A 19438-nucleotide genomic window follows, 5' to 3' on the forward strand; every position below is an offset into this window, starting at 1 on the left:
GGATTGAGTTCACTTATATGGGCTTTTACTTGCCCTGGTTAGCAACCTCTTCGATCTTCTTCTGAGCTTCGGGATCAAGGTAGGTGCCGCCCTTCTTCACGGGCTTGAGCGTCTCCTCATCGAGCTCGTAGACGAGCGGAATACCGGTTGGAATGTTCAGACCGGGAATATCCTCGTCCGAGATCTCATCTAGATGCTTCACAACGCCGCGGAGCGAGTTACCGTGAGCGGCGATCATAACCGTCTTGCCCGTCTTGATCGTGGGGACGATCTCCGACTCCCAGAACGGGAGCATACGGGCGATAACGTCCTTGAGGCACTCCGAACGCGGAACCGGCTCACCCGCGTAGCGCGGATCCTGGTCCTGCGACCATTCCGAGCCAAGCTCGATCTCGGGCGGCGGTACGTCGTAGGAGCGACGCCAAGCCATGAACTGTTCCTCGCCGTACTGGTCGCGGATTTCCTTCTTGTTCAGGCCTTGCAGTGCACCGTAGTGACGCTCGTTCAAACGCCAGTGACGATGAACCGGGATCCAGTGACGGTCGGCAACATCGAGCGCGATATTCGCGGTCGAGATGGCGCGGCGCAGGAGCGAAGTGAAAACAACGTCAGGAAGGATGTTGTTTTCCTTGAGGAGCTCACCGCCGTGCTTTGCCTCAGCGCGTCCCTTTTCGGAAAGCGGTACATCGACCCAGCCCGTGAACAGATTCTTCGAATTCCATTCGCTCTCGCCGTGGCGGAGCAATACCAGGGTGTAAGTCATGGCATTATTGTTCCACGCTCCCCCGCCCGAGCACCAGGACGAACGGCGGAGGAAGGGTAAGAATCAATCACCGGGACGCTCGTCCCGAGACATATCCCACACTGCGTTATAATGCATTGGTCCCCTTAACAAGGGCGTTAAGGGGGCTTCTACAGGTGGCTCAGCTTATTCGCAGCCAGGAATCTTCCCCGAATCGGTGTCCCCGCCAGGAGCGCAAACCTCCGCCGTGCCGGACTGAGTGGCGGTTGGGGTTGGATCAGGCACCTCGTTCGAGGAGCTACAGCCGGAAAAACCAAGGGCCGCGAGCGCGAGGGCGGCAAGCGCAAGAATCTTCTTCATTCCACCAGAGTACCGTTTTCGAAACAATTTGCGCGCGCGATAGTTTTGTTTTCAATGAAATGGGTGCGGCGGCTCCGTGCCGGCGCAGCTAAAACGCGAAATAGCGTGGTAGCTTCCGTGGGGGCGCGGCTAAAAGCGCGAAATACGACGCGGCTAGGAGCGCGCAATAAAGCCGTAGAAACCCGAATACACGAGGGCCATCACGATGACTACAAAGCGCATGGGTTCGGTGTTGCTGACCAAAAGGAGCCCAAAAGTAAGGAGGGCGAAACATCCGAAAACGATCACTTCGCGCAGATCGTATTCGGTGAGGTAAAGCGCCGCTCCCCCGCCGATCAGCGTGATCGCCAAGCCCGCCACGAAAAGCCAAAACATAAGGGGCGAGTTCACCCGGTAGGCAGGGTCGGCCTGCAGTTGGGTGCCCAGCCACATGAGCAGTAGCCCCCATACGAGTCCCGGAACCGACCGCAGCACGTTCTCGCGCGGATTAGGAGCGGGGTTATTCGATCTCATCTATCCAACCTCTACCGTTTTCAATTCGGATGCTTTCTGTTGTCGCGCCCGTTCCCCGCGGCCGGGAAGCGGGCCGGCGGTGGCGGGTAGGCGCGACGGCGGTATGCGCTACAACGGTACGCGATACGACGGCGGCGAAGCGGCCGCTCCAGCAGAGCGCCCGGCCTCGCCGCCGCGCGATACTCTAGCTTCGCTAGGTCTAACCTATGCTTCCTTGGACATCTGATACGTCACGTGCCACTTCTCGCCAGTTTCAAGCTTCGCCACCTCGGGAAGGCGCTTCTCAACATTTTCGCGCACCTCCGTCAAGGAAGCTCCCTCAGCGGTCAACTCCGGCAGATCCAGGCCCTGAGCGGTCCAGTCATCACCGTTGTTCTTGAGGTTCACCTGAAATTCACGCATTATCCTCATGCCTTTCGTTTGCGATCAGTTGTCGCCATCGACCTTGCCTCCGATGGCGTCACCCGCATTTTAGGCCGGACCGACCAAACATCACAGGCCCCGGCATGAAAGCTCCGCCACTCGCAAATTAATGCTTTAAACCTGCACTAGATATACGCGCGTCTCCACGTAAAATCCCTCATCCGATCCCCGTAGATTCTGTACGACAATCGGTTCAAGCTCCTTGCCATCCGGCGCAAAAGCGATAGCAATTAATCCGAATTCAGAACCTGCACAAGACCGATACAGCATCGCGCCGGCTGGGAGAAACCCGGCCGGCGCGATGCCTTTTATCCACTACGTTATTGACCCCTCATATTTTTGTGGGAGGCCAACGGAGAGTCCTAGCTTCGATACTCCTCAACCAAGCGCTGGAGCACCTTGGGATCGAGCTTCTCGAGCTTGTTGATCATCACCTGGCGCTCGAGCTCTTCAAGCTCGGAGAGCGAAAGTGCCGAGAGGCGATCGATCACGGCAGCGCGCTCTTCGTCCGCCGTCGCGTGCGGAGCCGGGGCCGCGGACGGCGCAACCTTGCCCAGGTCGCGGCTTCCGCCACCCTTCGGAACCGTCATCACAATGGAGATAATCGCGATGAGGGTGAGGAAGATATTGAAGAGCATCACCACCATGCCCGCAAAGCGCAGGGACGTATTGTCCTGCACCCCGGACATCGTGAGCGCGTACGTGACGTCCTCACCGCTACCGCCCTTCAAGGCATTGAAGATGGTGAGCGAAAGCGCGAGGCCAATCGCACCACCCAGCGAGGATGCCATCTTGTAGATACCAGATCCGGCACCGGACTTTTCGCTCGGCAGGTTGGAGAGCGCGGCGTCGGTGGACGGCGTGGCGTAGAACGCCAGGCCCAGGCCGAACAGGCCGTATCCAATGATCGCCAGGATCTTGTAGGTGCCCAGGTTGAAGAAGGTGGGCGTGAGCAATGCGCCGGCCAGGATCACGATGGCCGAGCCCCAGAGCATAGGCTTGCGCGGGCCGTACTTTTGCAGGAGCTTCTCGCCAACGCGAATGAAGGCGATGATCATCACGCCGTAGCTGAGCGTGAGGAGCCCGGCATCCCAGGCGGAAACGAACTGATCGTGAATGCCGTCCCCGTTCAGATCAACGAAGTTCTGCCGGCACAGGTCTGAACCGCAGTCCTCGATGGTGCGCGGACGCGCACCAATCAGCACCAGCTGGGAGACGTTGAGCAGGCCAATCGTCGCGTTGATCATGAAGTTCGAGATCGTGGCACCGGTAAAGGTGGTGTTCTTGAAAAGCGAGAAGTCGATGAACGGATTGTCCTGCGACATCTCCCATTTCACGAACAGACCCATGCCCACAATTGCGATGGCGAAAAGAGCCAAGGTAATCGGAGACATCCAGCCACCATTGGGCATCCCGGCTCCGAAGATCAGGGCCACCATCAGGCACAGAAGCGCGATCATGAAGATGATGAGACCAACGACGTCAAACTTCTTCTTCGTTACCACCGCGGCCTTCGATTCGGGCGTACCCAGAATAAGAACGAAGGCGATCACCGCAATAATGATGGAAATGATGAAGATCCAGCGCCAGTTGAGCTGCTGGGAAACGAAACCACCAAAGAGCGCGGCGAGGCCCGAACCGCCCCACGAACCAATCGACCACATGGACACCGCGCGCTGGCGCGCCGGTCCCTCCCAATAGTCCTTGAGGAGCGCCATGGTGGCAGGCATGATGCACGCCGTGGACAGGCCCTGCAGAGCACGGCCTACGAGCATCAGCGGGGTGGCGAGGCCGCCCGTGGCGAGCACGAGCAAAAGCGAGCCAATTGCCGAGAGCACGATGCCGATGAGCGTCACCTTAACGCGGCCAACTTTGTCCGCCAGGCCGCCCATCACCACGATGAACAGACCGGAGAACAGGCCCGCCAGCGGCGCGGCGAGCGAAACCACCGACTCCGAAATATGCTCGGTGCCGATATCGCCAACGATGACGGTCACCAGGTTTCCGAGCGTGCCGGCGAAGAGCCAGTATGTCAACACCGCGAGCACGATGCCGAGGAGGAGCTTGTCCCCTCCTACGAATTTCGTCTCGCCCGCGGCGGCCTGCGCCACGGAATTATTCTTTTTGGCCATTTAATTGGCTCCTTTTCCAAGATAAGCGAGTGCCGCAGTTGCTGCGGCCTCGGCGCCAGTCCGCAAGGTGGGCTGCAACGTGGGCCCGAAATGCGGGTTGTGGTTGGGGTAGGTTTGCTGACCAGCTTCGAAACCGCCAAAACCCCAGTAGCAGTACGGAACACCGAAAGCGTCCGGCACAATCGAGAAGTCTTCAGAGGCGGTTACCGGAGCCAAGTGCTCCACCCGATCCTCTCCGAAGTACTCAATGAAGGCACTGCGCACAACCTCATGCACTTCCTCATCGTTGTTGGTGAGCGGGAATTCATCGTAGACCTCGATGGACGGCTCCACCTCGGTACCCGATGCTTCACATTCGGCGATCACAATACGGCGAATAGCCTCAATGAGCTGTTCGCGAATCTCATTGGAGTAGGCGCGCACGTTCAGTAGCAGGGTGGCCGCATTCGGAATAATGTTCGCCTGCGTCCCCGCCTGAAGCGAACCGACGGTCACCACCGCGAAGTCCGACGGCGCAATTTCGCGAGCCACGATTCCCTGCAGACGCACCACAATCGAGGACGCGAGCAGAATCGGGTCAATCCCCAAATGCGGCATGGAGCCGTGCGAGCCCTTGCCGGTGACGGTAATGCGAAGCGAAGCGGCAGTGGAGAGCACCGGCCCCGCCGTCGTCCCCACCTTCCCGGACTCGGGAACGGTGAGAACGTGCTGGGCGAGTGCGACATCCAGCTTTCCAATCTTCTCGTTCACCTTGTCCACCAGGCCGTCAGCCACCATCGAGCGCGCGCCCTCGGCGGTTTCCTCCGCCGGCTGGAACAGCGCTACGTAGGTTCCGGACCAGGCGTCTTTATTGTTCGCGAGCACCCACGCCGCTCCGATCCCCGCTGTCATGTGGAAATCATGCCCGCAGGCGTGCATGACGTGCTGGGTGGCGCCATTCCGATCCTGCTGCGTCTTCGTGGAGGCGTAGTCCAGACCGGTCGCCTCTTCCACCGGGAGGCCATCAATATCCGCGCGGTAGAGAACCGCCGGGCCCTCTCCGTTCTTAAGAATCCCGACGACGCCGCCACCAATGCGCATCGTCTCGAAACCGAAATCGGTCAGGAGCCCATCGAGCCTCTGCGCCGTTTCTTCTTCGAGCATGGAAAGTTCGGGATTCTGATGGAGCTCCACGTAGAGCTCCTCCAGCTTAGGCTGGATTTCTTCCAGCGACTTCACGGCATCAAAACGCGACATACGCCCTCCTAAAACACGAAACGTGGTTTGCCTTTGTGGCACGCATTACAACCATACTCGCACTCATTGAACTTCGAAAATGTCCCTGCGGCATGGGCAGAACGTCCGATACTTACGCTTTTTATCAGCGACGACGCCGCCTCAACCGCGACGGATAACCTTAACAATCGAAGCCTGGCCGCGCAATAGATCCTCGCAGTCTCGGCGTCTACATTATGGTCGCCCCCAACGGAGCTTACGCGCCGGCATTATTCTGGCGCCACGATTTATGTTTTCTACGCTTTGCCGCGCGAAAGGCGGCCAAGCGTAGAGACATTGGGAACTTAATCCCAGGCTTTATTCCATTTCGGCCTCGCGAATGAAAAGATATAGAACACCTAGATCAAACTGTTCAAATCGCCGAGGATAGGGAGGTAACACTATGTCCACGCTCGCGATTCGACCCGTCCTTATCGATAAGGCAATTCGCACCTCCAACGTGATTAATATTGCGCTGGTAGTAGCCGGTGCGCTTGTTGTTGGGCTTCTGGCCCAGGTTTCCATTCCGCTCTGGCCGGTGCCAATTACCGGGCAAACCCTCGGTGTGCTACTCGTGGGAGCCACGCTCGGCTCGCGGCGCGGCGCGGCCTCGATGGTTACCTACGCGGCGCTCGGCCTGGCAGGAGTGCCCTGGTTCGCCGACTTCACCGGAGGGATCACCACTCTGGCCAAGCCATCCTTCGGTTACATTATCGGCTTCCCCATTGCGGCTTGGATCATTGGCCGGCTGGCTGAGCTCGGCTGGGATCGGCGTTCATTGCGCGCCCTAGCCGCCTTCGGAATTGCCTCGCTCATCCCCTTCTTGACCGGCATGCCCTATATGTGGGCAATCCTCAAGACTTCGGGCGTCACGCTCACCTTTGCGCAGACTCTGAACGCCGGCTTCACGCCCTTCATTATCGGAGGGATTATCAAGTGGCTACTCGCGGCCTGCTTGATCCCGTCGCTATGGAAGCTCGTTCGCGACGTCGAGGCCCGCGCGTAGCCCTCGTTGCCCCGCGCTCCTGCCACGCGCGGCGTTTCCTAGAAAACCCGCGATAAGCGGCGTAGGCATAAATACATAAACCAGTGGGGACGAGAGCTCGAAGCTCTCGTCCCCACAGTTTTTACCTAACCTCTGCCCGGCACTACTTAGCGTGCACGGACCCGCCACTTTCTTGCCGCCGACGCATTTGCCCAGCTAGATGCCGAAATTCGACTCGGCGGCGATAGGCCCTAGAAAATGCATTTTTTAACAGTCACGCCCGATGCGCATGACCGATAGCCTGGCTTCAAAGTCCGCGTTATTTATGAACGATGCTGTTCATGGATTGGATCCCCGCAACGGAAACACCGCCTCCACTCACCCAACCCGCGCAATCCAGCCCGTACCAGGGCCCGCCAACCGCGCGACCCACTCAACCGGCGCCAGGCGAGAGGCCCACGCAGCCCGCGCACCGCGGGGCGCCGCCGGGCCACTAACTGCTATTGGCGATTCGTATTCTTCGGGCGAAGGTGCCGGGCCGTATATGGGCGACGGCGACTATCTGCCCTGCCATCGCTCGCTGAAAACCTACGGGGCGGTGCCGGGCGGAAGCGACACAAATATCTATGCCTGCTCGGGCGCGATCATGTATGACACGTGGCTCTCCGGGCATAAAACCGGCCAGCCGCATCCCGCGCAAACCGACCAAATGAAAATCCATGGTGAGGCACCGGGCGTGGGTCTGCTCACCATTGGCGGGAATGATATTGGTTTTGCGAACGTGGTGACGAAATGCCTAATGGGGCGCTGCGACGAACCGACCGATCAAAAGTGCATCCTCGAGGACGCACGCGCCCAGCAGGCGATGACGGCGGTTTCCTACCGGCACATCCTCGATGCCATGAACACACCGGAGTTCATTCATGCCCGCGTGGGTCAGTTGGCGCCGCTCGTGGTTTCCCCCTATCCCAAACTTTTGCCTACCCAGCCCAATGGGTAGCGCGCGGAAAGTTTCTTTAGTGATGGACACAATCGCGGGCATGCGGCAGTGAGCTGGATGTTCGGGGTGTTCGGCGGGAAGCTCCCGGACGCTCCTTTCGGCTTTTCGCCTTCTCAGGTGCGCTTTGGAAACCAACTCATTGAGGCGCTCAACCAATCAGCGAGCGCTGCGGTCGATGACTTGGCCGGTAGGGCTACCCGATTGCTATGGCACCCTCCGTGGGCGATTTTCCGCAGCCGCCCCACACGATTTGCGACGAGGATTCCTGGTTCGCGAAGGTGAGCCTGGAGGAAGGCGCGCGCCGGGAGATTTCCGATGGAACGGCCGGACTTTTCGGGGCCGAGAACGCGCGGACCATGCAGGAGTTGGCGCATCCCAACGAGGCCGGGTATCGGGCCTGGGCCGAGGAGCTTGCCGCCTGGTCGCAAAGCGAGTGGCACGCTGATTGGATGCTGATCTGCAGTGCCTTGAGCACAGATCCGAAGCCCTGATCCGCTACGGCGTGAACTCCGGCGTCGTGATTACCCTCGCCGTGTCTTAAGCCTGCCTCGCGGCGGGCGGCTGGGCGCTGCGGAAACTGCGCCGTCCGCACACCGAACGCTAACCGGAGCGCCTAACGCGAACCAGCACCAAAGCAACCAGCAACCGGAGCGCCTAAATCTCTAGCGAGCCGGCGGAATCTCGCCGCTACCGCGAATCTCGAAACCGGTGGGAACCGTGATGGTGCGCGGCTCGCCGGTGATTTCCCCGTTGATGCGCCCAAAGAGGCGCTCGGCGGCGATTTGACCAATGCGATGAGGGTCCTGGGTGATCGCCGTCAGGCCCACCTTGAAAAGCTCGGCGTAGGGAAGATCGTCAAAGGAAATGACGGCCACGCGCTCATCGAGTTGAAGATCGCGAAGCGCCCGCAAAACTCCCGCGGTGAGCGTGTTTTGCGCGGCGAAAATCGCCGTCGGCGGCGTGGGACCGGTGAGCATCTCGTGAGCGGCCATGCGAGCTGCCTCTTCGCCGGCGAGGTTGGGGCGCCACAGCTCCGCCAGCGTCTCGATTCCCGCCTCCTTCATGGCCTGCTCAAAACCGGAGCGGCGGGCGCGAGCGGTCTGAATTTGCTCGCGATCCCCGAAGAACGCAATTTTCGTGTGCCCCTGACTGAGCAGGTGGCGGGTAGCTCGAAGTGCGCCGACCCGGTTGTCCGAAACCACGGCGTCGCCTACCGGGGTTCCGGGTTCGCGGTCGACGGCGACGACGGGGCGCTTCCCAAGTATTTGGGCCAGCCAGCTTTGGTCATCGGTGACCGGTGAAAAAACTAGGCCGTCAATTTGGTGCTGGGCGAGCACGGCTACCCCGGCGCGGGCCGTTTCCGGATCGTCATTCGAGGAAAGCGCGAGGACGCTCGCGGAGTTTTGCCGCGCCACCTCTTCCAGGGCAGCGTGAATGGCGGAGTCAAAGGGATTTGCCACGGAAGAGATAAGCAACCCCACGGTGTGCGAGCGGCGGTCGGTGCGGCGCAGAGCCTGGGCTTGAAGATCTGTTCGATATCCGAGGGCTTCAATTGCGTCGTCCACGCTTTGGCGCGTTTCGAGGGAAACCCCGGCTTCCCCATTGACCACTCGAGACACCGTCTTCAGACTCACTCCCGCGTGGGAAGCCACGTCCTTCATTGTCACTCTTGACCTCACCATGTCTCCATTGTGTCAGAGTTGTCTGCCAGATCGCGAAAATCAGGACTTGCAAAAGCAAAATTTGTCCTTTATCGTCTTAAACATGACAACGTTGTCAGCCGACAAGACCAGGTTCACCGAGGCGGTAAGCGGACAACCGCTCATTGGCCCTGGCTCGGCACTTAGCTGGAAGGCAGCTCACAATGGCAAGTGAAGCAGTAGAACAACAGAAATCCGGCCCGAGCGGGCTCGTACTTCGTAGCGCAATCGTGGCGGCGCTAGGTGGTTTGATCTTCGGTTTCGATACCGCAGTGATCTCTGGTACCACGAAATCCCTTGAACAAGTCTTCGGCCTGGACAGTTTCGGGCTGGGCTTCGCTGTTTCAAGCGCAACTATCGGAACAATTATTGGCGCTATCTTTGCCGGCTCCCTGGCTGATCGCTTCGGTCGCAAGAAAATGCTGTTCGCCATGGGCGGGCTCTTCCTCGTTGGCGCCCTCGGCACCGCGCTTTCACCGGCGTCCGCTTACTGGCTCTTCATTACCTGCCGCATTTTGGGCGGTATTGGTGTTGGATTCTCCAGCGTTTGCGCACCTATTTACACCGCGGAAATCTCCCCCGCCGCCCATCGCGGGCGCCTGGTGGGCCTGGTGCAGTTCAATATCGTGCTCGGAATTCTCGTGGCGTACGCATCCAACGCAATTATTCGCGCCGTCGTGGATGGCCCCGACGCCTGGCGCTGGATGCTCGGAGTAATGGCAATTCCCGCCCTCATCTTCATTTCTCTCCTCTTCAGCGTTCCGGAAACTCCGCGCTGGCTAATGAGCCAAGGCCGCGAAGCCGAGGCACGCGAGGTCAGCCAGCGGCTGTGCCGCACCGAAGAAGAATCCGAGAATCAGATTGCCGAGATTCGAGCGCAGTTGCAGGCGGACGCCAAGGCGAGCGCCAAGCGCGTTCCCTTCTTTACGAAGCGCTACCGCAAGGTCATCCTCATGGCCTTCTGCATTGCAATGTTTAACCAGCTCTCGGGCATTAATGCGATTCTCTACTACGCCCCGATGGTGATGCAGGAAGCCGGTGCCGGTGAAAGCGCCTCCTATCTCATGTCCATCGCCGTCGGCTTCATGAACCTCATCGCCACCATGCTGGCCCTCACGGTGATCGACAAGTTGGGCCGCCGCACGCTCATGCTGGTGGGCTCGATTGGCTACCTGGTGAGCCTCGGGTTCCTCACCTTCGTCATGTTCAAGTTCGAAGGCAACTTCACTTCCACCTCCTCCTGGATGGTGCTCGTTGGCCTCCTCGCCTTCATCGCCGCCCACGCTTTTGGCCAGGGCTCGGTTATCTGGGTCTTCATCTCGGAAATCTTCCCCAACCGGGTGCGCGGGCGCGGTCAGTCCTTCGGTTCGACGACCCATTGGGCTTTCGCCGCTCTTACGTCCTTCGCTTTCCCGTCGATGCTTTCGATGTTCGGCGGTGGGGTAAGCTTCCTCTTCTTCTTCCTGTGCATGTGCGGCCAGCTATTCTGGGTTTTGAAGATCATGCCCGAAACGAAGGGGATTCCGCTCGAGGAAATGGCCTCCACCCTGGGGCTCGAGGAAAAGTAGACACGGATAGGTCTAGGAGGAACTGATATGGATACCACTTCTGCAGCAGAAAATGCCCGCCCCGTTCTTTGCCTGGGCGAAGCACTTATTGACGTCATCTCCCGCGCCGGCGCTCCCACCGAGGAGCACGTTGGCGGTAGCCCGCTCAACGTGGCCTGCGGGATTGCTCAACTCGAGCATCCGACTTTGATTGGCTCGTGGTGGGGGCGCGACGCTCACGGGAAAATGATTGAGGAGCACCTCGGCGCGGCCGGCGTGGGGATCGTTTCGGGGTCCGACGGCGCAGCGCGCACGCCGGTTGCGGATGCCCAGATCGACGAAGATGGCCAAGCCAGCTACACCTTCGATCTGGACTGGCAAGTTCCCCACCTCCCGGAGGCAACGGAGATCTCCCACCTGCACACGGGCAGTTTCTCTGCCACCCTCGCCCCCGGCGGCAAAGATGTGCTGGCCGCAGTGAAGAATATGGCGCTCGCCGGCACGGTCTCCTATGACCCGAACGCCCGCCCATCCATTATGGGAAGCCGCGAGGACGTTGTGCCGCAGATCGAAGAAATCATCGGCCTTTCCGACCTCGTTAAGGCTTCCGATGAGGACATCGCCTGGTTCTACGGGCCCGATGTTCCCACCGAAAAGGTTCTACGCCACTGGCTCTCCCTCGGTGCCGGAATGGTTGTTGCCACTCGCGGCCCGTGGGGTGCCTACGCCAAGGTGGCGGGCGACCGCGACATGCTCGTTATCGATCCGCTTAATGTGGAGGTCGGTGACACGGTGGGAGCTGGCGATTCGTTCATGGCCGGCCTCATTTCCGGCCTGCTCGACGCCGGACTGCTGGGCAGCGTGGAAGCCAAGCATCGCTTGCGTAGCGCCAAGCTCGCGCAAGTGCGCGACGCCCTCCACCGGGCCACCATCACCTCCGGGCTGACGGTAAGCCACGCCGGAGCCTATTCGCCCAATCGCTCCGAAGTCGCCCGCGTGCGGATGGCCGATCCGGCACTCTAGGGCACTCAGATAGCGGAGGCCCCTCGGGAATCGATAGTCAGATTCCCGAGGGGCTTTTTGCGTCGCTACATAGCGTGCGCCTTAGCTATCGCCGCGTCGCCGCACAATCGCGACTCCAAGTAGCGCCATCACCGCACCGGCCGCAAGCAGGCCACCCACCTGAGCGCCCGTCGGCACCAACGGCGGCTTACTCGGCGGTGTCGTCGGTGAAACCGTTGGCGGCGTCGTTTGCGGTGTCGACGGCGGAGGGGTGTTCTGCTTGTTTGTCAGCGTCACCTTGCCATCGATAATCTCGCCCACCGAGGCAGTGAAACCATCGACCGGGCTCTCTACCACCGAGTAGACGGCGGTTTCGCCATTTACCTCTATCGGCAAATCGGTAAAGAGGTACTGCCACCGGCCCTCGCTATCCGGCGTGACCTCCACTGGATCACCAACCGGGATATTCTCTCCTGCCGCCACACGCACGAGCTGGAGCTCAATTGCCCGGGGCAGATTCCGGTCAACAACATCGCCGTCGGAATCGACCCACTGCTTTTGCACCAACAACTCAGTGACCTTCGGCGGTGGTGGAGTTTCCCGGGTGTTCGTCACCGTGAACCCTTGACCGCTCGAACCCGCAACAGCGGTAACGAATCCGGGAACCGGCGACTCCTTGACCGTGTACTTGATCAAGGTTGAGCCATCGTCCTTGTACTTCGGCAAATCCTTGAACGTGCCCACCCAGGAATTTTCCTTTGTCAAAGTTATCTTCTGGCCGGTAGCGACGCCGTCGGCCAACAACTCCACATCAACCGACTCTGGCAAAGCGCTCGCGAGCACACTGCCGTCGTAGTCCAGCCATTTCTTGAGAACCTGAACCTGCGTCTTCTCTGGCGGAATCTTCGTATTTACTACGGTGAATCCACCCGCGGGCGTCCCCGTCACTTCGGAGGTAAATCCAGGAACTGCAACCTCACGCACCGCGTAGTTGATGAGCTTGCCATCCTTATACTTCGGCAAATCCGTGAACGTTCCCGCCCAGGAGTTCCTGGCCACCAGCTGGAGCTTCTGCCCAGTCGGTGCGCCGTCTGCCAAGAGTTCGACCTCGACTTTTTGCGGTTGGTCGCCAGCTACGAGCGCGGTTCCATCAGAATCGAGCCACTGCTTCGAAACATCGACCGACGTGACAAGCCGATTGGTGAGGGTGACGGCATAGGTTAATTCAGACGCCATTGGACGCTCCGCTACCTCCATGGAGTATCCATCAGCACCGCTTTCCTTGAATTCCAGCGGAAGACGCTCCCCCGTTTTGGCATCAATAAGGGTTTCAGGGTTCGGGAAGTTTTCAATAACCGTTTCCCAGTTATTGGCTTTCGTCAGCTCGACCCCTCTGACAACCGTTACGCCGCCAACAAGCACATCTACAGTAATGCTTGCGGGACGCGCGCCCGGATCATCATCTTCCCAGCTCTTCGTTATCTTCAGTTTCCACCCATCTTCACCAAACGTGAGACGCCCGTTATTAGCTATACCAGCGCCGCTGATGCCGGTACGAGTCGCGTAGTTGTTCTCGATTCGAACAGTTGCCAGGCGCTCAGCAAGTTGCTTGGACTCTTCGCTCGGCACGGACTTGAAGGCACGGTTGACCTTGTATTCGGTGTCGTACTCGATGCGGGTATTTTCGGCGCCCGGAGCATAGCGTGGGAGCTGTTTTCCCGGAAGCCAGTTCTTGTGAATATTGTAGACGGAACCATCTTGGTACCAGATGCGCTCGCCACCGCCTAGCATCCTTTCGGAGATAGAAACCGGTTGCCCCGGATTTGCGGGCACGGCCTCTTCGAATTGGTGTGCCGCGATCCCCACAAAATCGTCACCGGCACCCTTGTATTGCTTTTCTCTACCCGCATCCGGGGCGGAGTTATCGAAAATAGCGACGCCCTTTGTAATCTTCAGAGTGGTTTGGCCCGTCGGACAGTTCCAGACTCCGCCACCTTGGGGACTAACACGAATGGCACTTCCTGCCCCTACCAGGATTACGTCTTTGATCGTGTTGCCACGGATAAGCGCATTGTGGACGTTGAGGCTGGAGTCTTTCTCAATGAAGATTCCGCCTCCTCCCCAGAAACCCTTCGACGTATTGTCATGGATATTGGCAGCTGTCATGGTGGCGCTGGATTCGCCGGAAAGATACAGCCCGCCACCAGACAGTCCGGCCGTATTGCCCGCAAATTCTCCGCCGCTAATCGAGGCTTTGCTGGCGCGGATGCCAATTCCGCCACCGCCCGTAGCCGCATTATTTTCAGCGAACTTGCCGTCCTTAATCGTCACATTGGCTTTCTGAATGTAGGCGCCTCCACCATATCCAGCATTACCGACGGTTGTGTTCAGCGAGATGCTCCCACCGCTTATGGCTACATCAGACGTGACGTTCTTGCCGCCCATAACCAAGATTCCGCCGCCGTGACCATTGGCAGTGTTCTTCTCTATGGCACCACCCGAGATGTCTACGGCTTTCACGTTTGAGACGTAAACACCGCCGCCTCTACCGTCGTACTTACCGTTAGTGTTTTCCTTGACCAGCCCGCTTTTTAGAGAGAAGCTCTCCCCGCCTTCAATCGCCAGGCCACCGCCATTCTCGGCGGTATTCCCCGCCATCGTTGCTCCGTCTAAGGTCACGTTTGCTTCCGTGGCGTAAACGCCACCGCCGTATCCGTTCCAGCGAGGATGAATTGCGTCATTACCCGAAATCTCGCCACCAGTTAGAACGACGGGTGTAGGAGCATCAGGGCTCCCCCATATACCGATAGCACCGCCCCGTTGATAACCATGGTTATGCGTTACTGTTCCACCTGTAATGCTCACACCTTTACCGTTGTAAACAGTGATCGGCGCGTAGAGGTGCTCCTTGACGCCTTCTGGTAGCGCTCCGCTAACGTTAGTGACGTCATTCCGTGAAAAATCAGCGGTGCCACCCATTTTGAACGTTCCGTCTTTGACAAAAATGATCGGACCGGTCATCTTCGTGTCGTGAATTGACCCGTCAACAAAATCGAGGGCTCCACCTTCCACGCTAATTCGCGCCTTGGAGAAGGACGGACCAGCGAGTCTCAGATGGGCTCCGGCCTCCACCTTGATGGTGTCTCCCCCGGGTCCTGACACCTCTCCCTTCCCACTCAAAGTGAGGCTTGCTCCCGCGGGCACAACGAGAGGCTGCCCCTCAATTGCGGTGATCGCCCCGTCAATAGAAATATTCTCTTCACTACCGCTATTGAGGCTCGCCACCCGATTAACAAGTTGACTCCAGGTAGTGTTATCGTCACCGAGGGCAACCCCTCCAGGCACGGTAAAAAGACCTAACGCTAAGGCAAGAGCACCCGCAAGGAGCCCACCCAGATTCCGCATTTCAATTCCTTTCGAGAGACCCATTTTGAATGACTCACCCATTCTCCTCCTTTTTAACTATTCAGGCCACGGATTTACCCAATGTCATCCATAGAAAACGCGTTACCTATCAAGGCTTAATCCTTAGAGCCAGCGAACAGCGGTAATTGATTTCCGCGAGCAACCGATAGCTATCCGACCTGGAAATCTCAACCACAAGATGCCCGAAAATACTCCGGTTTGAATTTATTAGAATGGCGACCATGAGGTTGTGGTCGATCCATCCGAAATATCTAGATCGCGCGGGGCTTGTTGCACTGTGGCGTGAAGCGCTCCTCGCGCAGGCTGTTCTTAGCGGTAAAACCCGCGGATACACACACCATCCGCAACTCGAACGCTTTCGAGGCCAGCCAGATCCTCTAGCAGCAATTGGTATTTATCTCTGGGAAGTTTGGGAGGAAGCCACACGGCGTGGGTACTCCTTCAATGGGGCAAAGATCGATTATCCGGAGGCACGCGAATGGTCAGCTACGAGTAGAGCTGGCGTTGCCGCCTCTACTGTTAAGAATTCAGCAGTCCGAATATCTGTAACTACAGGGCAATTGGAGTTTGAAGAGGCGCACTTGCGGATGAAAATTGCCAAGCGGGCACCTGGCTGGGAGAAGAACCTGCAAGGGAGCCCACTTCAACCTCATCCTCTGTTCACGGTCAAGGCAGGACCGATCGCGAATTGGGAGAAAGGTTCCCATCAAGCGGGTTCCGCTAGTATAACTTCATGAAAAAGAAGAAGGACACTACCTGGAGGGCTCTCGCGGTAACTGTGGCAATTTTCCTCTTGGTGCCGGTTCCTCTCGCACTTTATTCATCCGGTGTGGATTGGATCTTTATCGGACGTCAGGGCGTGCCCAAGGAGTTCTGGATAACTTATCTTTTTCAGCTCGCACTCCTCGTCGGCGGTCTGACTGTTTTCAAGGTCAGAGAGCGCTTTTCTTCCACGGATTCAGGCAAAATATCCGAGAATCGGCCCAGTGGGAGATAGCCGATAAAAATAGAATCCCCCGGATTTCCGCAGTAAACCGGGGGATTCACATATTGAGACTCTCATTTTGATACCGGGCGTCGAGCGGGCCGGGATTTCTGGTGTTGCTCACCCAAGAGAATGAATACACACCGCGCTCGGTATTTGCTGCGTTTCGCCCAAGAAGATCTAACTCCCGCTAAACGGGGCGCCAATCACTATCCCCGGTCAGCGAGGACTTGCCTATTGATTTCCTGTTCTAGACCGGTTGGATCGTCGACAGAAAGAATGAGGCGCCTGTACTTAAACGTCGGATCAAGTTCAATGACGAGAACATCTGCCGCACCGGTCACGTTCCAGTAGTGTTGCTCGTGATCTTTGCGGTAGGTGGCCGATACCTTTTTGCCAAGCGTGTTGAGCCCCAGAGCTCGTATCCCCTTCGGCTCTTTCACAATGCCCGGATCGTAAGTGGCTCCTCGTACAAGCGAGAGTGGCACACGGATTTCTTTTGTGAACGACCACAGTTTGTCCAACCCCTGCGGGGTAACGACTAGCTCTGCGCCCTGAATTTCAACCTTGTTACGAGACATGACCTTTCCTTGTTACCGATATTAGATTTAAAGATCCGCTTCAGTTAAGCCAGCCCGTTCAAGTGCGCGCTGACCTAGGGCTTGGGCAGTAATCCCATATTCATTGATAATGTGTTGCACCAGTTCAGCAACATCCGGGCTAACAGATGCAATCTCGAAAACAGCGACGTTCAAGAGGCTCAACAGCGTTTGAAAATCGCCTCGTGCACCAGTGGCCCCTAACTCTCCATCCGGCACCACAGATTCACTCCACTCCTTTGCCGCCTCCTCCAGCACTGCAATGAATATCCCCTGCTTCGATCCGAAGATTGAATACAGACTTCCCCGCACAACTCCCGTGGCTTTCACAATCTCATCAATCGACGTTGCGTTATAGCCTCGCAATATGAATAGTTCACCAGCCTGTTGCAGGAGGGTGTCCGTATCGAACTCCCGTGGCCTTCCCATAGTTTTAGAATACGCATTCCAGAACGATTAGTCCAGAACTTTGAGATAGATGGTTTTGCTTTGGCAACGTCGGTTATTCCACCGGTTTTGAGGCGAAGGAGTGCGCGCTGAGAACAACCGAAACTAAAACAAAAGGACGCCCATTTTTTGTATCAAAATGAGCGTCCTAGTGGAGCCACCTATGAGAATCGAACTCATGACCTATTCATTACGAGTGAATCGCTCTGCCGACTGAGCTAAGGTGGCGTGCATTTACGAAACCTTCACTAGCGCTACCGGCTAGCCGGCCGGTGCTAGGGGCGCGTAAAAGCAACAGGAAACAGCTTAGCGAGCTAGTGCCGCTTGCCGCAAACATTTCGACGTGGCATGCGTAACGCCCGCGTTGCAGGCAGGTGCAGATGCGATGGCTTCTGCCGCGTAGGAGATTGCGAAGGTGGTCGACACGTAGGCTCGCAAAGGCGTTCGTTGCACCGATGCCTACAGAACTACCGGCACCACCACATCGCTACACCTTCGGGCAGGTCAGGCCATCCCGCGGCACTTCCCCAGTGAGAAGGTAATTATCGAGCGGCTCCTGCACGCACTTACCGCCGCGGCTGTAAGCCGTGTGGCCGTCACCCTCGTAGGTTACCAGCACCGCCGAGTCAAGCGCATCCGCCATCGACTCCGCCCACGCGAGCGGGGTGGCTGGATCGTATTTCGTTCCGACGACGACGACCGGCGCTCCGCCTTTCCCGGTGAACAACCCGGGGACGGTGTCGGGTGAAGCGGGCCAAAACTTGCAGGTGTCACTTTCGGTAAAGGTAGTTCCGAGGACCGTATTGCCCTTGGTGTGATCGATGGCTGCGTCAATTTCCTCCTGAGTGGCAGCAGGGTAGTCGGCGCAGTTAATTGCAATGTTTGCCTCGAACATATTGTTCTCAAAGCTACCGTCTGAGTTGCGCCCATTGGTCAAATCCGAAAGCGTGAGGAAAAGATTCGCGTCTCGATGGTCCTTCATCTCCCGGAAGGCACTAATGGTGTAGTTCCAGTAGGTGTCGTCATACATGGTGGTAATCAGTCCATTGATGAGGATAGAGTCATTAACCTTTCGATCACCCTTCCCCTCGAAGGGGTTTTCTTTCGCTTCGTCGATCCACGCCCTAATTTGAGTGAGCCCGTCATCCACGCTTCCCTCAAGCGGGCAGTTTTCGCGCGATTGGCAATATTCCACGAACCTGCGTAGCTCAACTTCAAAGCCATCGGACTGTTCGGCACTCATGCGCGCCGCACCGAGGCTGGAATCAACGGCGCCGTCGAGAATCATGCGACCGGTATTCTCGGGGAAAAGCTCACGATACTGTGCGCCGAGAAAGGTGCCGTAGGAGAATCCGAGGTAGTTGAGTAGCGGATCGCCCACCACCGCGCGCATCACGTCCATATCGCGCGCGGCCTGCTCTGTTCCCACGAAGGGCAGGATTTCCCCGGAACGCTTCTGACAACCGTCAGTGAGGATTTTCAGATCCTTCTCCCTCGCCGCTTGTTGCTCCTCGGGCGTTCCCGAGTAGGACGCGTCCATGAGCCGTCCCAACTCCGCATCATCCAAGCATTTAACCGGACTGGACTTGCCAACTCCGCGTGGGTCGAAGCCGATGACGTCATAGGCGTCCTGGATCTCCTGAGAAAGATAAGCATCGAGGGAGGCGAGCATATCCGCACCGGAACCTCCCGGCCCGCCGGGATTAAGGAAAAGCGAACCGAGCTTAGCTCCGCTCGCGGGGCGCCGCTTCATAAAAATCTTGATTGTCGCGGCATCGGGCTCCTCGTAGTTGAGGGGAACCTCCACCTCCGCGCATTCAAATTTCCCGCACTCGCTCCAGTCCGCCTCCTGGTCATAGAACTTTTGCAGACCCGAGGGCGCATCCGACGTCTGCGTCGGAGAAGGGCCAACGGGCGAGGGCTGGGGATGGGAGGTTGAGCCGCCTAGGCCACGGTAAACCGCGCCCGTGGCGCATCCACTAAGACCGAGAAGTGCGGTTGCAAGTACGGCAACGATTTTCCTCTTCACACCTCGTAGCCTAGGGCACACCGCGGCTCTCCGCCCACTATCCACACAGACCCGTCCTTATCTACACAAGCCCGACCGTTATCTACACAGACCCGACCGCGCAGGTCGGCTCGGCCGGCTCGGTCCGGGCGGATAGCTCGGGCCGTATCGCTCGGGCTGGCCCGAAGACCCCGGCCTTCCCGGGCAGGGCGGGCCAACCTGCCCACGCCACCTTTTCAGCTAAAGCCGTAATCCGATGCGGAATCTTTTTCCACTCCACCTCCGCCCACTATGGTGGGAGTCACAGATTATTTT

18 protein-coding genes and 1 tRNA gene are annotated in these 19438 nt (G+C 58.2%); 7 read left to right on the plus strand and 12 right to left on the minus strand.

What is annotated here, in order from left to right; genetic code table 11:
* Positions 1-25: 25 nt before the first annotated feature.
* The 6 genes from BN2664_RS05360 to BN2664_RS05380 all read right to left on the minus strand — a co-directional run bounded on the left by BN2664_RS05360 (position 26) and on the right by BN2664_RS05380 (position 5406).
* Positions 26-763, minus strand: coding sequence for a phosphoglyceromutase (locus BN2664_RS05360; protein WP_007001228.1), 738 nt, complete (start codon positions 761-763; stop codon positions 26-28).
* 165 nt (positions 764-928) lie between these two features.
* Entirely contained in the window at positions 929-1102 is a 174-nt protein-coding gene (locus tag BN2664_RS09160; RefSeq protein WP_155856489.1) for a hypothetical protein, read from the minus strand.
* Positions 1103-1255: 153 nt separating this feature from the next.
* Positions 1256-1615, minus strand: a complete 360-nt coding sequence (locus tag BN2664_RS05365; protein WP_007001227.1) for a hypothetical protein — start codon at positions 1613-1615, stop codon at positions 1256-1258.
* A 204-nt stretch (positions 1616-1819) separates the two neighbouring features.
* A complete protein-coding gene (locus BN2664_RS05370) occupies positions 1820-2017 on the minus strand; it encodes a hypothetical protein (protein WP_007001226.1) in 198 nt (65 codons plus the stop codon).
* A 383-nt stretch (positions 2018-2400) separates the two neighbouring features.
* Entirely contained in the window at positions 2401-4170 is a 1770-nt protein-coding gene (locus BN2664_RS05375) for an MFS transporter (RefSeq protein ID WP_007001225.1), read from the minus strand.
* Positions 4171-5406 carry an amidohydrolase gene (locus BN2664_RS05380; protein ID WP_007001224.1) on the minus strand — a complete coding sequence of 412 codons (1236 nt, stop codon included), beginning with the start codon at positions 5404-5406 and terminating at the stop codon, positions 4171-4173.
* A gap of 421 nt (positions 5407-5827) precedes the next feature.
* Here BN2664_RS05380 and BN2664_RS05385 point away from each other — a divergent pair, with 421 nt between their 5' ends.
* The 3 genes from BN2664_RS05385 to BN2664_RS05395 all read left to right on the plus strand — a co-directional run bounded on the left by BN2664_RS05385 (position 5828) and on the right by BN2664_RS05395 (position 7900).
* Positions 5828-6430, plus strand: coding sequence for a biotin transporter BioY (locus BN2664_RS05385; RefSeq protein ID WP_007001223.1), 603 nt, complete (start codon positions 5828-5830; stop codon positions 6428-6430).
* 268 nt (positions 6431-6698) lie between these two features.
* Positions 6699-7409: an SGNH/GDSL hydrolase family protein gene (locus tag BN2664_RS05390; protein ID WP_051014120.1), complete on the plus strand. Its 711-nt coding sequence runs from the start codon at positions 6699-6701 to the stop codon at positions 7407-7409.
* A gap of 206 nt (positions 7410-7615) precedes the next feature.
* Positions 7616-7900 (plus strand): hypothetical protein, encoded by a 285-nt coding sequence (locus tag BN2664_RS05395; protein ID WP_007001221.1) that lies wholly within the window; start codon positions 7616-7618, stop codon positions 7898-7900.
* Between the two features lie 171 nt (positions 7901-8071).
* On the opposite strand, the gene BN2664_RS05400 is transcribed toward BN2664_RS05395, so the two are convergent.
* Positions 8072-9070, minus strand: a complete 999-nt coding sequence (locus tag BN2664_RS05400; RefSeq protein WP_007001220.1) for a LacI family DNA-binding transcriptional regulator — start codon at positions 9068-9070, stop codon at positions 8072-8074.
* A 203-nt stretch (positions 9071-9273) separates the two neighbouring features.
* Here BN2664_RS05400 and BN2664_RS05405 point away from each other — a divergent pair, with 203 nt between their 5' ends.
* Positions 9274-10677: a sugar porter family MFS transporter gene (locus BN2664_RS05405; protein ID WP_007001218.1), complete on the plus strand. Its 1404-nt coding sequence runs from the start codon at positions 9274-9276 to the stop codon at positions 10675-10677.
* Positions 10678-10704: 27 nt separating this feature from the next.
* On the plus strand, positions 10705-11679 hold the full coding sequence (locus tag BN2664_RS05410) for a PfkB family carbohydrate kinase (RefSeq protein WP_007001217.1): 975 nt from the start codon (positions 10705-10707) through the stop codon (positions 11677-11679).
* Between the two features lie 81 nt (positions 11680-11760).
* On the opposite strand, the gene BN2664_RS05415 is transcribed toward BN2664_RS05410, so the two are convergent.
* Positions 11761-15105 (minus strand): Cna B-type domain-containing protein, encoded by a 3345-nt coding sequence (locus tag BN2664_RS05415; protein ID WP_058120639.1) that lies wholly within the window; start codon positions 15103-15105, stop codon positions 11761-11763.
* 200 nt (positions 15106-15305) lie between these two features.
* Here BN2664_RS05415 and BN2664_RS09365 point away from each other — a divergent pair, with 200 nt between their 5' ends.
* Both BN2664_RS09365 and BN2664_RS05420 read left to right on the plus strand, forming a co-directional pair.
* The gene (locus tag BN2664_RS09365) at positions 15306-15821 is read left to right on the plus strand and encodes a pyrimidine dimer DNA glycosylase/endonuclease V (protein WP_081586577.1); all 516 of its coding nucleotides are present in this window, start codon (positions 15306-15308) and stop codon (positions 15819-15821) included.
* Positions 15818-16081, plus strand: a complete 264-nt coding sequence (locus BN2664_RS05420; RefSeq protein WP_007001214.1) for a hypothetical protein — start codon at positions 15818-15820, stop codon at positions 16079-16081. The genes BN2664_RS09365 and BN2664_RS05420 overlap by 4 nt, the downstream gene beginning before the upstream one ends.
* Positions 16082-16278: 197 nt before the next feature.
* Here the strand turns inward: BN2664_RS05420 and BN2664_RS05425 are convergent, their stop codons facing one another.
* The 4 genes from BN2664_RS05425 to BN2664_RS05440 form a co-directional block, all read right to left on the minus strand.
* The gene (locus BN2664_RS05425) at positions 16279-16650 is read right to left on the minus strand and encodes a hypothetical protein (protein WP_007001213.1); all 372 of its coding nucleotides are present in this window, start codon (positions 16648-16650) and stop codon (positions 16279-16281) included.
* A 27-nt stretch (positions 16651-16677) separates the two neighbouring features.
* Positions 16678-17097, minus strand: a complete 420-nt coding sequence (locus BN2664_RS05430) for a TetR/AcrR family transcriptional regulator (protein WP_007001212.1) — start codon at positions 17095-17097, stop codon at positions 16678-16680.
* A gap of 170 nt (positions 17098-17267) precedes the next feature.
* Positions 17268-17343, minus strand: a tRNA-Thr gene (locus BN2664_RS05435).
* 259 nt (positions 17344-17602) lie between these two features.
* The gene (locus BN2664_RS05440) at positions 17603-19144 is read right to left on the minus strand and encodes an alpha/beta hydrolase (RefSeq protein ID WP_051014119.1); all 1542 of its coding nucleotides are present in this window, start codon (positions 19142-19144) and stop codon (positions 17603-17605) included.
* Positions 19145-19438: the final 294 nt, after the last annotated feature.

Origin of the sequence: Actinobaculum massiliense (assembly GCF_001457435.1) — a bacterium.
Classification (GTDB): domain Bacteria; phylum Actinomycetota; class Actinomycetes; order Actinomycetales; family Actinomycetaceae; genus Actinobaculum; species Actinobaculum massiliense.

Coding starts and splice junctions, on each gene's coding strand:
- BN2664_RS05420 (WP_007001214.1), top strand. CDS start 15,818: ATGAAAAAGAAGAAGGACACTACCTGGAGGGCTCTCGCGGTAACTGTG.
- BN2664_RS05360 (WP_007001228.1), bottom strand. CDS start 763: ATGACTTACACCCTGGTATTGCTCCGCCACGGCGAGAGCGAATGGAAT.
- BN2664_RS05410 (WP_007001217.1), top strand. CDS start 10,705: ATGGATACCACTTCTGCAGCAGAAAATGCCCGCCCCGTTCTTTGCCTG.
- BN2664_RS05365 (WP_007001227.1), bottom strand. CDS start 1,615: ATGAGATCGAATAACCCCGCTCCTAATCCGCGCGAGAACGTGCTGCGG.
- BN2664_RS05380 (WP_007001224.1), bottom strand. CDS start 5,406: ATGTCGCGTTTTGATGCCGTGAAGTCGCTGGAAGAAATCCAGCCTAAG.
- BN2664_RS05395 (WP_007001221.1), top strand. CDS start 7,616: ATGGCACCCTCCGTGGGCGATTTTCCGCAGCCGCCCCACACGATTTGC.
- BN2664_RS09160 (WP_155856489.1), bottom strand. CDS start 1,102: ATGAAGAAGATTCTTGCGCTTGCCGCCCTCGCGCTCGCGGCCCTTGGT.
- BN2664_RS05390 (WP_051014120.1), top strand. CDS start 6,699: ATGACCGATAGCCTGGCTTCAAAGTCCGCGTTATTTATGAACGATGCT.
- BN2664_RS05385 (WP_007001223.1), top strand. CDS start 5,828: ATGTCCACGCTCGCGATTCGACCCGTCCTTATCGATAAGGCAATTCGC.
- BN2664_RS09365 (WP_081586577.1), top strand. CDS start 15,306: ATGAGGTTGTGGTCGATCCATCCGAAATATCTAGATCGCGCGGGGCTT.
- BN2664_RS05430 (WP_007001212.1), bottom strand. CDS start 17,097: ATGGGAAGGCCACGGGAGTTCGATACGGACACCCTCCTGCAACAGGCT.
- BN2664_RS05405 (WP_007001218.1), top strand. CDS start 9,274: ATGGCAAGTGAAGCAGTAGAACAACAGAAATCCGGCCCGAGCGGGCTC.
- BN2664_RS05370 (WP_007001226.1), bottom strand. CDS start 2,017: ATGCGTGAATTTCAGGTGAACCTCAAGAACAACGGTGATGACTGGACC.
- BN2664_RS05415 (WP_058120639.1), bottom strand. CDS start 15,105: ATGGGTGAGTCATTCAAAATGGGTCTCTCGAAAGGAATTGAAATGCGG.
- BN2664_RS05425 (WP_007001213.1), bottom strand. CDS start 16,650: ATGTCTCGTAACAAGGTTGAAATTCAGGGCGCAGAGCTAGTCGTTACC.
- BN2664_RS05375 (WP_007001225.1), bottom strand. CDS start 4,170: ATGGCCAAAAAGAATAATTCCGTGGCGCAGGCCGCCGCGGGCGAGACG.
- BN2664_RS05400 (WP_007001220.1), bottom strand. CDS start 9,070: ATGAAGGACGTGGCTTCCCACGCGGGAGTGAGTCTGAAGACGGTGTCT.